At 74.8% G+C, this 14,736-nt stretch carries 14 protein-coding genes; 9 read left to right on the top strand and 5 right to left on the bottom strand.

What is annotated here, in order from left to right:
• Positions 1 to 60: 60 nt before the first annotated feature.
• From ABZ495_RS11835 to ABZ495_RS11820, 4 genes are all read left to right on the top strand, one after another.
• On the top strand, positions 61 to 1,041 hold the full coding sequence (locus tag ABZ495_RS11835; RefSeq protein ID WP_359835533.1) for an iron-siderophore ABC transporter substrate-binding protein: 981 nt from the start codon (positions 61 to 63) through the stop codon (positions 1,039 to 1,041).
• A gap of 174 nt (positions 1,042 to 1,215) precedes the next feature.
• On the top strand, positions 1,216 to 1,542 hold the full coding sequence (locus tag ABZ495_RS11830; RefSeq protein WP_329489166.1) for a hypothetical protein: 327 nt from the start codon (positions 1,216 to 1,218) through the stop codon (positions 1,540 to 1,542).
• Positions 1,542 to 2,882, top strand: coding sequence for a putative T7SS-secreted protein (locus ABZ495_RS11825; protein WP_359835531.1), 1,341 nt, complete (start codon positions 1,542 to 1,544; stop codon positions 2,880 to 2,882). The genes ABZ495_RS11830 and ABZ495_RS11825 overlap by 1 nt, the downstream gene beginning before the upstream one ends.
• 23 nt (positions 2,883 to 2,905) lie before the next feature.
• Complete coding sequence (locus ABZ495_RS11820) at positions 2,906 to 3,400, top strand: SitI3 family protein (protein ID WP_359835529.1); 495 nt, start codon at positions 2,906 to 2,908, stop codon at positions 3,398 to 3,400.
• Positions 3,401 to 3,497: 97 nt separating this feature from the next.
• On the opposite strand, the gene ABZ495_RS11815 is transcribed toward ABZ495_RS11820, so the two are convergent.
• Positions 3,498 to 4,496, bottom strand: a complete 999-nt coding sequence (locus ABZ495_RS11815) for a zinc-dependent alcohol dehydrogenase family protein (protein WP_359835527.1) — start codon at positions 4,494 to 4,496, stop codon at positions 3,498 to 3,500.
• A 148-nt stretch (positions 4,497 to 4,644) separates the two neighbouring features.
• Here ABZ495_RS11815 and ABZ495_RS11810 point away from each other — a divergent pair, with 148 nt between their 5' ends.
• A complete protein-coding gene (locus ABZ495_RS11810; protein ID WP_329489162.1) occupies positions 4,645 to 4,986 on the top strand; it encodes a helix-turn-helix transcriptional regulator in 342 nt (113 codons plus the stop codon).
• 62 nt (positions 4,987 to 5,048) lie between these two features.
• Here ABZ495_RS11810 and ABZ495_RS11805 read toward each other — a convergent pair whose 3' ends face one another.
• Complete coding sequence (locus ABZ495_RS11805; protein ID WP_359835525.1) at positions 5,049 to 6,002, bottom strand: hypothetical protein; 954 nt, start codon at positions 6,000 to 6,002, stop codon at positions 5,049 to 5,051.
• 235 nt (positions 6,003 to 6,237) lie between these two features.
• Between ABZ495_RS11805 and ABZ495_RS11800 the strand changes: the two genes are divergently transcribed.
• Positions 6,238 to 8,793, top strand: coding sequence for a helicase C-terminal domain-containing protein (locus ABZ495_RS11800; protein ID WP_359803818.1), 2,556 nt, complete (start codon positions 6,238 to 6,240; stop codon positions 8,791 to 8,793).
• A gap of 34 nt (positions 8,794 to 8,827) precedes the next feature.
• Here the strand turns inward: ABZ495_RS11800 and ABZ495_RS11795 are convergent, their stop codons facing one another.
• Complete coding sequence (locus ABZ495_RS11795; protein WP_329489159.1) at positions 8,828 to 9,088, bottom strand: hypothetical protein; 261 nt, start codon at positions 9,086 to 9,088, stop codon at positions 8,828 to 8,830.
• A gap of 103 nt (positions 9,089 to 9,191) precedes the next feature.
• Here ABZ495_RS11795 and ABZ495_RS11790 point away from each other — a divergent pair, with 103 nt between their 5' ends.
• Together ABZ495_RS11790 and ABZ495_RS11785 are read left to right on the top strand one after the other, a co-directional pair.
• Positions 9,192 to 9,602: a hypothetical protein gene (locus ABZ495_RS11790; protein WP_329489158.1), complete on the top strand. Its 411-nt coding sequence runs from the start codon at positions 9,192 to 9,194 to the stop codon at positions 9,600 to 9,602.
• 82 nt (positions 9,603 to 9,684) lie between these two features.
• Entirely contained in the window at positions 9,685 to 11,322 is a 1,638-nt protein-coding gene (locus ABZ495_RS11785) for a DNA repair helicase XPB (protein ID WP_359835523.1), read from the top strand.
• Between the two features lie 13 nt (positions 11,323 to 11,335).
• Here ABZ495_RS11785 and ABZ495_RS11780 read toward each other — a convergent pair whose 3' ends face one another.
• Positions 11,336 to 11,530: a hypothetical protein gene (locus ABZ495_RS11780; protein WP_329489156.1), complete on the bottom strand. Its 195-nt coding sequence runs from the start codon at positions 11,528 to 11,530 to the stop codon at positions 11,336 to 11,338.
• Positions 11,531 to 11,860: 330 nt separating this feature from the next.
• Between ABZ495_RS11780 and ABZ495_RS11775 the strand changes: the two genes are divergently transcribed.
• A complete protein-coding gene (locus ABZ495_RS11775; RefSeq protein ID WP_359835521.1) occupies positions 11,861 to 13,912 on the top strand; it encodes an ATP-binding domain-containing protein in 2,052 nt (683 codons plus the stop codon).
• A gap of 105 nt (positions 13,913 to 14,017) precedes the next feature.
• Here ABZ495_RS11775 and ABZ495_RS11770 read toward each other — a convergent pair whose 3' ends face one another.
• Complete coding sequence (locus ABZ495_RS11770; RefSeq protein ID WP_352297294.1) at positions 14,018 to 14,704, bottom strand: copper homeostasis protein CutC; 687 nt, start codon at positions 14,702 to 14,704, stop codon at positions 14,018 to 14,020.
• Positions 14,705 to 14,736 lie beyond the last annotated feature (32 nt).

The raw sequence follows: 14,736 nt of genomic DNA, 5'->3' as shown, positions 1-14,736 counted from the left end.
GACGCGCCCGCGGCCACCGCGGGCGCGCCCGTTCCCCGTCCGCCCGCCCGAGGACCGCCGATGCCCCCGCTCACCCGCCGCACCCTGCTCGCGGGGCTCGGCGCCGCCGCCCTCGCCGGGTGCAGCACCCGGCACACCGCCCCGCCCGCCGACGGCGCCGCCGCCGCCGCGAGCGTCACCCCGACCCCGACCCCGGTGCCCGACGCCACCGTCGGCGCCGCGACGGGCCCGGTCGCGGTGCCGGGCGCGCCGATGCGCGTGGTCACCCTGGACACCGCCGAGCTGGACTCCGCGCTGACACTGGGCATCACCCCCGTCGGCGCGGCCCTGGCGCCGCTGGACACCGGCTTCCCCGACTACTGGCCCGCCTCGCGGGTCGCCGGGCTCACCCGGGTCGGCGACGCCGGTGCCCCGGACCTCGCCGCGATCCGCGCCCTGCGGCCCGATCTGATCCTCTCCAACCAGGCCCGTGACGGCGGCCGCTACGACCAGCTGCGCGAGATCGCCCCCACCGTGCTGACCCAGACCACCGGCTACCCGTGGAAGGCGAACGTCCAGCTGCACGCGCAGGCGCTGGGCCGCCAGGACGCCGCCGAGGCCTTCGTCGGCTCCTACCAGCGGCATGTCTCCCAGGTCGTCCAGGCGCTCTCGAACGCCAAGGCCGCCGGGCGCCGGGTCGGCCTGGTGCGGTTCGTCGAGGGCGCGGGCATCAGACTGTACGGTCGGCAGAACTTCCCCGGCACGGTGCTGGCGGACGTCCAGCTCGGCCGGCCGGACGCGCAGAACGTCGACCAGTTCGACGTCGAGATCCCGGCGGACCAGATCGCCCGGGCCGACGGCGACCTGCTGCTGTACGCCACCTACGGCGACCCGGAACGGGCCGGCACCAGGGCCGTACTGGCCTCCCCGGCCTGGCAGGGCCTCGGCGCCGTACGCGCCCACCGGGCCTTCGAGGTGGACGACCGGCTCTGGTTCCAGGGCATCGGGTACACCGGGGCGAACTACGTGCTCGCCCAGCTCCAGCGCTTCCTGGGGGCCTGAGCCGGGACCGGTCCGGGGCCTGGACCGCGCCCCGCGCCGGGGCCTGACGGTGCGTGACCGGTGCGACCGGGGCCCCGACCGGTCACCGCGCCGCACCGGAACCGGACCGCACGGCCCCGCGTCACTGTTCCCGGGCGCCCGCAGGACGCCTGCTCGGCACAGACGGGAGGGCTCATGGCAGACGGATTCAAGGTCGATCTGGGTGCCTTGGACGACGCGGCTTCGGGGATCACCAACACCCTGGCGAAGATGCAGTTCAAGAAGGTCAGCGACCTCGACCCGAAGAAGGAGGACTTCGGGCACGGCCACCTGGCCGACGTCGTCGAGAAGTTCTGTACCCGCTGGCAGCTGGGCGTGGAGAACCTGGCCAAGGACGCGCAGGCCGTCACGGCCCGGCTGAACGCGAGCGTGAAGGCCTACCGCGAGGTCGACGGACACGTCGTCGGCCATCTGAACGGCACCCTGAGCCGCGACAGCGGCGAGGACCCGGGAGCGAAGTGATGGCGAAGGAACTGGGCGGCACGTCCGACCCGAAGGAGCTCGTCCCGGGCGACCCGGAGGCGATCGCCTCCACCTGTGCCTGGCTCAAGAGCTACGGGGACACCCTGCACTCGACCGGCGAGGGCCTCAAGCGGATCGACACCGTCGAGGGGTGGTCGGGCAAGGCCGGCGACGCCTTCCGGAAGGCCTTCGAGGGCGAGCCGGGCAAGTGGCTGGAGGCCGGCGACTGCTTCCACAACGCCGCCACCGCGCTCACCGCCTACCAGTCGACCCTGACCTGGGCGCAGGGGCAGGCGGCCGAGGCGATCCGGCAGTGGGACGCGGGCCAGAGCGCCAGCAGCCGGGCGAAGGGCGACCACCAGGAGGCGGAGCGCAACGCCGGCCACGAACTGCCCTTCACCGACCCCGGCGAGAGCACCCGGGACGGCGCGCGGCAGACCCTGGCCAACGCCCGCGGCCAGCTCAAGTCGGCCGGCGACACCGCGGCGAGGACCGTCGCCACCGCGCGCGACAAGGCCCCCGAGGAGCCCGGCTTCTGGGACGACGTGGGTGACTTCTTCTCCGACGCGGGCGACTTCCTGGGGGACGTCGGCCAGGTCGTCGTGGAGGACCTCGCCTCGGTCGGCAACGCCATGCTGCAGAACCCGGGCGCCGCGCTGGAGGTCGCGGGCGGGCTCGCCCTCGCCACGGTCGGCGCGGGCGGCGAGGTCCTCGGTGTCGGCCTGGACCTCACCGGCGTCGGCGCGGTGGTGGGCGTACCGGTCAACGTGCTCTCGGCCGGCGTCATCGCCACCGGTCTCGGGATGGCCGGCATCGGCGCGGGCGAGATCGCCCAGGACGCCATGGGCTCCAGCCGGGTCCACATGGAGGGCGAGGGCGGTGGCGGCGGCGGGTCCGGCGAGCTGCACACCCAGCCGTCGAAGGGGGCCGACCCGGCCGCCACCCCGGAGGGGCACACCACCAACATCCCGAGGAACGCCGACGCGACGACCCGCCGGGCGTTCGAGCGGGAGAACGAGTCCGCCGAGATCATGGCGCGCAACGGCTACAAGGTCGAGCAGAACCCGAACGTCACCGGGACGACCAAGAACCCCGACTACCGCATCGAGGGCGAGGTGTTCGACTGCTACGCGCCGACCGCCTCGAACCCGCGCTCCATCTCCACCGGCATCCAGAAGAAGGTGGACTCGGGCCAGGCCGACCGCATCGTGCTGAACCTCTCCGACAGCGGTGTCGACGCGGCCGCCATGCGCAAGCAGCTCCAGGACTGGCCGATCGAGGGTCTCAAGGAGATCAAGGTCATCGACTCGTCCGGCAACGTGGTCCACTTCTACCCCTAGACGAACCGAGAGAGACGCCCAGCATGGCTATTGCCTACAGCCTCGACCTGGTGACCCCGCTCACCGCGGCCGAGGTCGCAGAGAAGCTCGACGAAATCGCCCGTCCGCAGGCGCTGTTCGGTGCCGGGGAGGACGCCGGCACCCTGGTCGCCGACGGCGCCGTCACCGCCCGCGGCACCTGGATCCGGGTGGTGGCGACCAAGGCGATCCCGTGGGGGGACCCGCTGATCGGCGGCCGCCCCTTCGGCGCGACCGTCTCGGTGGCCTTCCGCCTCGACAAGGCGGCCGACGTCTCCGCCCAGCAGGACGACACCGTCCGGCTGACGCTCGGCCTGCTCGGCCAGGTCCCCGGCGACGCCGCGCTGCACCTCGACTACGAGGACGTCTGGCTGGTCCGCCAGGGCGGCGAACTGACCCTGAGCGAGCGCTCCGACCTCTGGCCGGCGCACCGCCTGGCCGCCGTGCCGGCGCCCTACCGGCGGCAGACCCAGGACTTCTTCTTCCCCGAGGACGACTGACCTCCGGGTCGGCGCCGGGAGCGGGACGTGGGACCCGCCGACTTCCCGCTCCCGCACCGGCGGCGAATCCGCGCCGCCGGCCCGGCACCGCGGCGCCTCAGTGGTCGACGAAGACCACGATCTTGCCGAGCTGGTTGCCGGCCTCCAGGTAGCGGTGGGCCTCGGCGACCTCGTCCAGGCCGAAGACCCGGTCCACCACCGGGGCGAGGGAGCCGGTGCGCAGGCCGGAGGTGACGAAGGCCTCCGCGCGGCGCAGCCGCTCCGGGTCGCGGGTCGTCTCGTGGATCACGTAGCTGCGGATGTTCACCGCGGGCATGCCGAGGTCGAGGTTCGGGTAGGGCGTCGGCTCGCCGCTCAGCCAGCCGTAGAGCAGCACGGTGCCGCCGGCGGCGGTCGCCCGGACGAGGTCCGTCACACCGGGGCCGGCGACGGCGTCGAAGACGAGTTCGGCGCCCCGGCCCGAGGTCAGGGCCAGCACCCGCGCGCTGATCTCCTCCTCCTCGGTGACGATCACCTCGGCCGCCCCGGCCTTGAGCAGGGCCTCCCGCTTGGCCCCGGTCCGGGTGGTGGCGATCGGGACCGCCCCCGCCCGGCGGGCGATCTGGATCGCAGCCAGGCCCACACTGCTGGAGGCGGCGGTCAGCACGACGGTGTCCCCCGCCCGCAGGCCGCCGACCTCCACCAGCGCGCCGTAGGCGGTCACATAGGGCATCCAGACCGCCGCGCCCTCGACCGCGCCGAGCCCGGCGGGCCGGTGCAGCACGGCCGCCGCGGGGACGATCGCGCGCTCGGCGTAGACGGGGTAGTCGTTCATCGAGAACGCGGGCACCACGCTGACCGGCTGCCCCGGCTCGAACCCGGCCACCCCGGCCCCGACGGTCTCGACCACGCCCGCCGCCTCGGCGCCGAGCCCGGCGGGGAAGCTCCGGGGCGCCTCCAGGTAGGTGCCGCGGCGGAACAGCGCCTCGGCCCGGTTGATCCCGATCGCGTCCACCCGGATCAGCAGCTCGCCGGGGCCCGGCGAGCCGACCTCGACGTCCTCCAGCCGCAGTACCTCCGGCCCGCCGTGCTCGTGGAACCGCACTGTCCTGGCCATCGCGCATCGCCCCCTTCCGGTCGGTGACGGCGGTGCGGAGCACGCGCCGCCGCGTCCCACTAGATCCGAAAGGGCGTCAGCTGTCAAACTTCGACCGCCATCGTACTTTGACGACTGCCGTACCATGTGCGCCGGAGGTGGCCGAACCATGGCAGCAGCACAGCGCGGCGGGCAGCAGCACCGCATCCCGCCGCACCCGGACGTCCGGGAGATCGGTCTTCAGCAGGTCCTGGAGGCGCTGGTCGACCCGGTCCGGCGCCGGATCGTCGCCGAGCTGGACACCGCCGTCGAGGACCTCGCCTGCGGGACGATCGACCTGCCGGTCAGCAAGTCCACCGCCACCCACCACTTCCACGTGCTGCGCGAGGCCGGGCTGATCCGCCAGTACTACGTCGGCACCTCGCGGCTGAACGCGCTGCGCCGCGAGGAGTTCGAGGAGGCCTTCCCGGGGCTGCTCGGCGCCCTGCGGGTGGAGCGCGAGCGCGGCTGAGCGCACCGGGACGGCCAGGAGCGGACCGGGCCGGGCCGGCGCGCCCCCCGGCCGGGGGCGGCTCAACCCTCCGGCTGGGCCCGCTTCTTCAGCGCCATGCCGAGCAGGAACAGCGCCGACAGCACGGCCGCGAGGCGGATCACGCCCGGGGCCGCCGACCAGGCGATCTCGCCGGCCGGCTGCCCGGGCTGGAGCCCCCCGCCCCAGCGCCCCTGGGCCCGGCCCCAGTACCAGAGACTGGTCCCGCTGATCGTCGCCAGCGGGATCCCGAGGATGGCGAACTTCCTGGTGAGATCGCTCAGTTGACGGGACATGTAGCCGAGCGCCCAGCCCACCAGCATCACCACGATCTGGCCGCTGACGGCTCCGCCGACCAGCGTCACCGAGGCGAGCAGCAGGAGCGGCGACGGGCGGCGGCCGGCCATCGCCGACGGCTTCGGGGGCGCGGCGGCGGGCTCGGGCGGCGGCGTCCTCCCCCGGCTCCGCGCCCGGCCCCCGGCTCCCGCCCTGCTCGCGCCCTTGTCCTTGTTCTTGCCCTTGCCGTTGTCCTTGCCCTCGGCCGGGTCGGGCTCGGCGGGCGGCCCGGCCGCCGCGGCCGCCTCCCCGTCCTCCGCCCGCTGCTCCGGGATCGGCGTGATCGCCGCCCCCGGACCGTCCGAGAAGTTGAGCATCACCAGATCCCAGCCCCCGGCGTCGGAGGACGCGTACAGCTGCGGGGACGGCAGGGCGTCCGGGTCGGCCGGGGCGTCCCGGAACGACTCCGCCACCCACGGCGAGCCCTGGTCCTCCGGACCGGCCGGCCGCCCCGACCGCGGGGGCGCGGGCGGGGCGGAGGGGCGCGGGGGCACCACCGGCGCGCCCGTGGCGTACACGCTGTCCTCGTTCGCCGGGCCGCCGGAACCACCGGCCGCACCGGCACCGCCCGCGCCGTCACCCGTCCCACCGCGCGCGCCGTCACCGCCGCCGGACGGCTCGCTCCACGGCCCGCGCCTGCGCCACCACTCGCCGTCCGCCATTACCCAGCACCCCGCCTCGCCCGAGCCCGTCCCCGAAGACCTCGCGGCACCGCGCGGGACCGCGCCGGGCCCCGCGGATCCCCGCTGCTCGTGACGCTACCCACCCGGCCCCCGCCCACGCGAGCCCGGTCCGCCCACCGGCCGGTCCACCGCCTCGCACTCCCGGGCGACCACGGCCGGATCACCCTCCGACGACGGATCCCCACCACCACCCGACCCGACTAACCTAGGTCGAATGACCACACAGCAGGGCCCCCAACGCACCGGCAAAGCGCCCGCCGGCCCCCGCACCCTCGCCGAGGAGCTCCGCAGCCGCGCGGACGACGACCTCGCCGCCCTGCTCCGGTCCCGCCCCGACCTGCTCAACCCCGTCCCCGGCGACCTCACCCAGCTCGCCGCCCGGCTCTCCTCCCGGGCCTCCGCACTGCGCGCCCTGGAACGGCTGGACCGCTTCACCCTCCAGGTCGCCGAGGCCCTGGCCGCCGCCCCCGACGGCGCGCCCCCGGCGACCGTCCGGACCCTGCTGACCGGCCCCGCCAAGGTCAAGCCGCACCCGGGCGCCACCCCGCTGAGCACCGCCGACCGGGCCGCCGTCACCGCCGCGCTCCCCCGCGCCCTCGCCACCCTGCGCGACCGGGCGCTGCTCTGGGGCCCCGACAACGGGCTGCGACTGGTCATCGCCGCCCGCGAGGCACTCGCGCCGACCGCTGCGAACCCCGGCCGCACCGGCCTCGGCCCGACGCTCGCCGACGCGACCGCCGGGATGTCCCCGGCCCGGATCCAGCAGTTGCTGGTCTCCGCCGGGCAGCCGCCGACGCCCGACCCGGTGACCGCCGTCGCCGCGCTCACCGCCCTGCTGACCGACCGCGCCCGGTGCGACGCGCTGCTCGCCACCGCCCCCGAGCCGGCCCTACGCCTGCTGGACCGCCTGGTCTGGGGCCCGCCCACCGGCACCGTCCCGGACGCCACCCGCCCGGTCACCGCCGAGGACGCGCAGAGCCCGGTCGAGTGGCTGCTGGCCCGCGGCCTGCTGCTGCCGAGCAGCCCCGGCAGCGTGGTGCTGCCCCGTGAGCTCGCCCTGCACCTGCGCGGCGGCCGCACCCACCGCCTGGTCGAGCCGGTCCAGCCCGAACCGGCCCCGGCCGCCGCCGCGCGCGATCCCCAGGCTGTGGACGGCGCCGCCGCCGGGCAGGCGTACACCGCCGTCCGGACCGTCGAGGAGCTGCTCGACCTCTGGGGCCTCAACCCGCCGCCGACCCTGCGCGCCGGCGGCCTCGGCGTCCGCGACCTCAAGCGCACCGCCCAGACCCTGGAGAGCACCGAGCAGCAGACCGCGTTCTGGCTCGAACTCGCCTACACGGCGGGCCTGCTGGCCCCGGATGGCGAGGCCGACGAGCGCTGGTCCCCCACCCCGGCGTACGACGGCTGGCTCCAGCAGGACACCGCCGACCGCTGGGCCGTCCTGGCCGCCGGCTGGCTCACCGCCACCCGCGTCCCGGCCCTCACCGGCACCCCGGACGGCAAGGGCAAGCCGCGCGCCGCCCTCGGCCCCGAACTCGACCGCACCCTGGCCCCGTCGGTGCGCCGGGCCGCCCTCGCCCTGCTCGCCGAGCTGCCGCCCGGCACCCCCGCCACCGCCGACGAACTGCTGCCCACCCTGCGGTGGCAGCGCCCGCTGCGCGGCGGACCGGTCACCGCCCGGCCCGCCGCCGACGGGCCGCACGGCGGCGCCGGGGCGCACCCGGCCGCCGGTCCGGGGCGCGACCTCCGGGACGACCTCGTCGGCTGGACCCTCGCCGAGGCCGAACTGCTCGGCATCACCGGCCGCGGCGCACTGGCCTCCCCCGGCCGCGCGCTGCTCACCGCCGAGGCCGACCCGGCCGAGGTGCTCGCCCCGTTGCTGCCGCGCCCGCTGGACCACGTGATCCTCCAGCCGGACCTCACCGCGATCGCGCCCGGCCCGCTGCTCACCCCGCTCGCCCAGGCGCTCGCGCTCTGCGCCGACATCGAGTCCAAGGGCGGCGCGACCGTCTACCGGTTCACCCCCGAGTCGGTCCGCCGCGCCCTCGACGCCGGCCGCAGCGCCGCCGACCTCCAGGCCTTCCTGGAGCAGCACTCCCGCACGCCCGTCCCGCAGCCGCTCAGCTACCTGATCGACGACGTGGCCCGGCGGCACGGCATCCTGCGGGTCGGCGCCGCCTCCTCGTACCTGCGCTGCGACGACCCGGCGCTGCTGGGCGAGGTGCTGGCCGACCGGCGCTCCGTCGACCTGCGGCTGCGCCTGCTCGCCCCGACGGTCCTGGCCTCCCAGGCCGCGCCGGACGTCCTGCTCGCCACCCTGCGCACCATGGGCTACGCGCCCGCGGCCGAGTCCGCCGAGGGCGACGTCCTGATCACCCGCCCGGACAGCCACCGCACCCCGCCGCGCGCGGCGCCCGTACCGGTACCGGACGGTCCCCCGACGCCCGACGACGTCCTGCTCGCCGCCGCCATCAAGGCGATCCGGGCCGGTGACCGCGCCGCCACCGCCGTCCGCCGGGAGCCGGCCCCCGACCCGCGCCGGCTCCCCCGCACGGCGGCGGCCGAGACCCTCGCCTCGCTCCAGACCGCCGTCCTGCTCGGCGAGCGGATGTGGATCGGCTACCTGAACGCCGAGGGGATCGCCAGCCAGCGCATCATCGACCCGGTCAAGGTCGAAGGCGGCTTCGTCACCGCCTTCGACCACCACGCGGACGAACTCCGCACGTTCGCCCTGCACCGGATCACCGGCGTGGCCGAGCTGGAGGAGTAGCGCCCTCCCGGGGCAACCGCCCGGCGACCGGCGGTCAGTGCCCCTGCTTGGCGGCCTGCTCCTTCGCCTTCTCCTGCATCGCCTTGTCGGCCATGGCCGCGATGTCCCCCTGGCCGACCGGCAGGCTGCCGCCGCCGACGGTGTCCGCGAGCAGGAAGGCGGGGGCGGCCATCAGCCCGCCCGGGCCCTCGCCGATGCCCGCGAGGGCGTGCGCCGAACCGGCGGAGGAGGCGGTCGCGGCGAAGGCCGAACCGAGGAGGGCGAGGGCGGTGAGGGCGCGCTTCGACTTGTTCATGCCCCGCACAACGACCGACCGGTCCACCGGTCACTGCCCGCGGTTGACGAGCCGGTCGCACCCGGCGTACTCCGGAAGGTGGGGGCTCGCGAAGGGAGTCATCGTGCTCGGCAACCGGATAGTCACGCAGACCACCAGGGACACCGGCCGACGGGTGCTGGCCACCACGGACGGCATCCATCCCGTGGTCGAGGTCTCGTTCGAGGCGACCGGCGACGTCCTCGGCGTCGGGGTCAGGGAGTTCGCCACCTACGAGTCGCAGCTTCGCTCGGACGGCACGCTGTTCGGCGAGGGCCAGGGCGTGGGCATGAGCGAGCGCGGCGAGGGCTACAGCTGGCACGGCAGCGGCATCGGCCGCTTCACCGGCCCCGGCGGCGCCATGGCGTGGCGCGGCGCGATCTTCTTCGAGAGCCAGTCCGAGTCCTTCGCCCAGCTCAACGACACCGTCGGACTCTTCGAGTACGACACCGACGGCAGCGGCACCGGCAAGGTCACCGTGCACGAGTGGAAGTAGCCCTCCGGGTTCGCGGCGGAATGCGCGACACTGGAGGGTCTGCGTCCCTGCAGACCTGTCAGCCAGTGGAGGGCTTCCCCGCGTGAACGACGGACCGCTCATCGTCCAGAGCGACAAAACTCTTCTTCTGGAGATCGACCACCCCAGGGCCTCCGACTGCCGTCGTGCCATCGCGCCGTTCGCCGAGCTGGAGCGCGCGCCCGAGCACGTGCACACCTACCGGGTGACCCCGCTCGGGCTGTGGAACGCCCGTGCCGCCGGGCACGACGCCGAGCAGGTGGTCGACGCCCTGGTCAACTTCTCCCGCTACCCGGTGCCGCACGCGCTGCTGGTGGACGTGGCCGACACGATGGCCCGCTACGGCCGGCTCAAGCTCACCAAGCACCCCGTCCACGGGCTGGTGCTCTCCACCACCGACCGGCCGGTGCTGGAGGAGGTGCTGCGCTCCAAGAAGATCGCCCCGCTGGTCGGCGCCCGGATCGATCCGGACACCGTCGTCGTGCACCCCTCCGAGCGCGGCCAGATCAAGCAGGTCCTACTCAAACTCGGCTGGCCCGCCGAGGACTTCGCCGGGTACGTGGACGGCGAGGCGCACCCGATCGAGCTGGACCAGAACGGCTGGCAGCTGCGCCCCTACCAGGCCCAGGCCGTCGAGGGGTTCTGGCACGGCGGCTCGGGCGTGGTCGTGCTGCCCTGCGGCGCCGGCAAGACGCTGGTCGGCGCGGCGGCGATGGCCGAGGCCAAGTCGACCACCCTGATCCTGGTCACCAACACCGTCTCGGCGCGGCAGTGGAAGCACGAACTGGTCAAGCGCACCTCGCTCACCGAGGACGAGATCGGCGAGTACAGCGGGACGCGCAAGGAGATCCGCCCGGTCACCATCGCCACCTACCAGGTGATGACCACCAAGCGGAAGGGCGTCTACGCCCACCTCGAACTCTTCGACGCCCGCAACTGGGGCCTGGTCGTCTACGACGAGGTCCACCTGCTGCCCGCGCCGGTCTTCAAGTTCACCGCCGACCTCCAGGCCCGCCGCCGGCTCGGCCTGACCGCCACCCTGGTCCGCGAGGACGGGCGCGAGGGCGACGTCTTCTCGCTCATCGGCCCCAAGCGCTTCGACGCGCCCTGGAAGGAGATCGAGGCGCAGGGCTACATCGCGCCCGCCGACTGCTGCGAGGTCCGGGTCACCCTCACCGACTCCGAGCGGCTCTCCTACGCGACCGCCGAGCCCGAGGAGCGCTACCGGTTCTGCGCCACCACGGCGACCAAGCGCCGGGTGGTGGAGGCGCTGGTGAAGAAGCACGAGAAGGACCAGACCCTGATCATCGGCCAGTACATCGACCAGCTCGACGAGCTCGGCGAGGTGCTGGACGCCCCGGTGATCAAGGGCGAGACCAGCAACGCCCAGCGGGAGAAGCTCTTCGAGGCCTTCCGCACCAAGGAGATCAGCGTCCTGGTCGTCTCCAAGGTCGCCAACTTCTCCATCGACCTGCCCGAGGCGACCGTCGCCATCCAGGTCTCCGGGACCTTCGGCTCCCGCCAGGAGGAGGCCCAGCGGCTCGGCCGCGTCCTGCGCCCCAAGGCGGACGGGCACTCGGCGCACTTCTACTCGGTGGTGGCCCGCGACACCGTCGACCAGGACTTCGCCGCCCACCGCCAGCGCTTCCTGGCGGAGCAGGGCTACGCCTACCGCATCATCGACGCGGGCGACGTGCTGTAACTCCCGGCGGCGCTCAGTACTTGACGCCGTCGCGCCCGAGGAAGACCACGCGCGCGGCGGTGTCGAGCGCGATGCCGACGTTGCGGACGGCCGTGGTCAGCGGGGAGCGGCGGTGTCCGGGGCCGACCGCGGCGGTGGCCCCGGCCGGGCGGGCGGGGGCGGACTTCTGGGACGGCACTCGCGGCGCCGTGATGTGTACGGTGCTCATGTGTTCCACGGTAGTTTCCGCCCGCCCGAAGCACATCACCCCAAAGGCCGTACCGGGCAGGACGTAGGTCGTCCTCCAGGTGTACGCAGGCCCTGAGGGCCCCGGAGGGGGAACGGGGTGGAACCCCGAGGCCGCCGGGTCTAGGATCACTCGTCTGCCCCCTCCCGAACCGTGGTACCTGCTGAGTCGCGCAGGCAGCCGGGGGAGGCGCCGACCGCACGGATGGGCCCCTCCTGCCCGTCGCCGGGCAAGGAGGGACGGTCGGCTGTATCCACCGTGAGCTCCAACGATCCGCTGCGCCCGTCTCCGGGGCAGCCGGGAAGGTTCGCTGTGCCCGCCACCCCCACCACCGACCCCCTCCAGCGCGAACGCGACCACCTGGCCGCCTCCCGGGCCGCGCTGCGCGCGATGCGCGAGGACGTCGAGTCCCTGGACATCAGCGACGTGACCGGCACCTGGGTCACCGCCGCCGTGCTCCAGAACCAGATCGAGGCCCGGATCGCCGCCCTGGCCGACCTCTCGCACACCCCGCTGTTCTTCGGCCGCCTCGACTACCTGCACGCGATCAGCGAGGACCTCTCCGAGGGCTCCGGCGGCGAGAACTTCTACATCGGCCGCCGCCACGTCCACGACCACGACGGCGACCCGATGGTGATCGACTGGCGCGCGCCGGTCTCCCAGCCGTTCTACCGGGCCAGCCGCACCGCGCCGATGGACGTCGAGCGCCGTCGCCGCTTCGGCTACACCGGCGGCGAGCTGACCGCCTACGAGGACGAGCACCTCACCGACCCGGCCGAGACGGACACCTCCTCCGCGCTGCTCGCCGCCGAGATCGAGAAGCCCCGCGTCGGCCCGATGCGCGACATCGTCGCCACCATCCAGCCCGAGCAGGACGAGATCGTCCGCGCCGACATCACCGGCACGGTCTGCGTCCAGGGCGCCCCCGGCACCGGGAAGACCGCCGTCGGCCTGCACCGCGTGGCGTACCTGCTGTACGCGCACCGCGAGCGGCTCGCCCGCACGGGCACCCTGGTGATCGGCCCCAACAACGCCTTCCTCTCCTACATCGAGCAGGTGCTGCCCGCCCTCGGCGAGCTGGAGGTGGCCCAGGCCACCGTGCAGCAGCTGGTGGCGCACGTGGAGGTGCGCGGCGAGGACACCGCCGAGGCGGCCCGGCTGAAGGGCGACGCCCGGATGGCCGAGGTGCTGCGCCGGGCCGTGCGTTCGGGCATCACCGCGCCCACCGAGCCCTGCGTGGTGGTCCGCGGCTCCCGCCGCTGGCGCGTGCCGGTGTACGAGCTCACCGAGATCGTCGAGGAGCTGACCGCCCGCGACATCCGCTACGGCGCGGCCCGGGAGGCCCTGCCCCAGCGGATCGCGCACGCCGTGCTGCTGAAGATGGAGCAGGGCGGCGAGGCGCCGGACGACCGGGTGCAGGACGCGGTGGCCCGCAACGCGGCGGTGAAGGCGACGGTCAAGGAGTGCTGGCCGCCGGTCGATCCGGCCAGGCTGGTGCACCGGCTGCTCTCCGACCCGGAGTTCCTGGCGCGGTGCGCGGAGGGCGTCCTCACCCCCGAGGAGCAGCGCACGGTGCTCTGGTCCAAGCCCGGCCGCTCGGTGCGGACCGCCCGCTGGACGCCGGCCGACGCCGTCCTGGTGGACGAGGCCACCGACCTGGTCCAGCGCACGCCCTCGCTCGGCCACGTGGTGCTGGACGAGGCCCAGGACCTCTCCCCGATGCAGTACCGCGCCGTCGGCCGCCGCTGCACCACGGGCTCGGCGACCGTCCTCGGCGATCTCGCCCAGGGCACCACCCCCTGGGCGACGGCGAGCTGGCCGGACGCGCTGCACCACCTGGGCAAGCCGGCCGCCCACATCGAGGAGCTGACCAAGGGCTTCCGCGTCCCCGAGGAGGTCATCGCCTACGCCTCCCGGCTGCTGCCCGCGATCGCCCCCGGTCTCGCCCCCGCGACGTCCGTGCGTGCGGCGCCCGGCTCGCTGACGATCACCCGCGTCCCGGACGACGGGCTGGAGAAGGCGGTCGTCGAGGCCTGCCACCGGGCCCTGGAGCACGAGGGCTCGACCGGTCTGATCGCCGCCGACGCGCGCGTCCCGCTGCTCGCCGCGGCACTGACGGCGGCCGGCCTGCCGTTCCTCTCCCCCGGCGCCGAGACCAGCGCCGAGGCCCGGCTGACCCTCGTCCCGGCCTCGCTGGCCAAGGGTCTGGAGTACGACTACGTGGTGCTGGACGAGCCGGCCGCGGTGGTCGCCGGCGAGCCGGACGAGCGGACCGGCCTGCGCCGCCTGTACGTGGCGCTGACCCGTGCCGTCTCCGGGCTGACGGTGCTGCACGCCGAGCCGCTGCCCGACCGGCTGGGCTGACCGCGCCGGGCCCGGGACGCGCGAAGGGGACCGGCGGTATCCGCCGGTCCCCTTCGCGCGTCGAGTCGCGGACCGCCGATCGCTCAGCTGTCGGCGCTCTCACGCTCAGCCATCGATCAGGGACCGCCACTCGGCGACCTTGGAGGCGTCCACGGGGGACTGCCATCCGGCGACCCGCACCGCTCCGCCGACGTGGAAGCCGTCGAAGCCCGCCGCCCGCAAACCGGGCAGGTGTTCGGCCCGCAGGCCGCCGCCGATCAGGATCCGCTGCCCGTACCCCGGCTCGCCGGCCCTGGCCAGCTCGGCCAGCAGCACCTCCCGGCCCGCGTCCACCCCGGCCACCGCGCCCGAGGTGAGGTAGGTGTCCAGCCCGGGCAGCGCGCCGAGGGCCGCCCGGAGGGCGGTCCGGTCGGCGCTGTGGTCGATCGCCCGGTGGAACGTCCAGCGGCAGCCCGCCACCGCGTCGGCGACGGCCTCGGTGGCGGCGAGGTCGACGGCGCCGTCGGCCGTCAGGAAGCCGAAGACGAACTCGTCGGCGCCCTCGGCCCGCAGCGCGGCGGCCCGGGCCACCAGCTCGTCCAGGTCGCCCGGCGCGAAGCCGTCCCGGACGCGCAGCATGACGCGCAGCGGCAGCTCCACGGCGGCCCGGATCTTGGCGAAGTCCTCGACCGACGGGGTGAGGCCGTCGGCGGCCATGTCCGTGACCAGTTCGAGCCGGTCGGCGCCGCCCGACTCGGCGGCCTGGGCGTCCTGGGGCGTCAGCGCGATGACTTCGAAAATTGGTCTAGACATATCAGACAGCCTGCCACATCGCGAGGCGCCCG

The sequence above is a fragment of the Kitasatospora sp. NPDC005748 genome, from assembly GCF_040630735.1.
Taxonomy (GTDB): Bacteria; Actinomycetota; Actinomycetes; order Streptomycetales; family Streptomycetaceae; genus Kitasatospora.
This window is presented reverse-complemented; position numbering and strand designations above follow the sequence as displayed.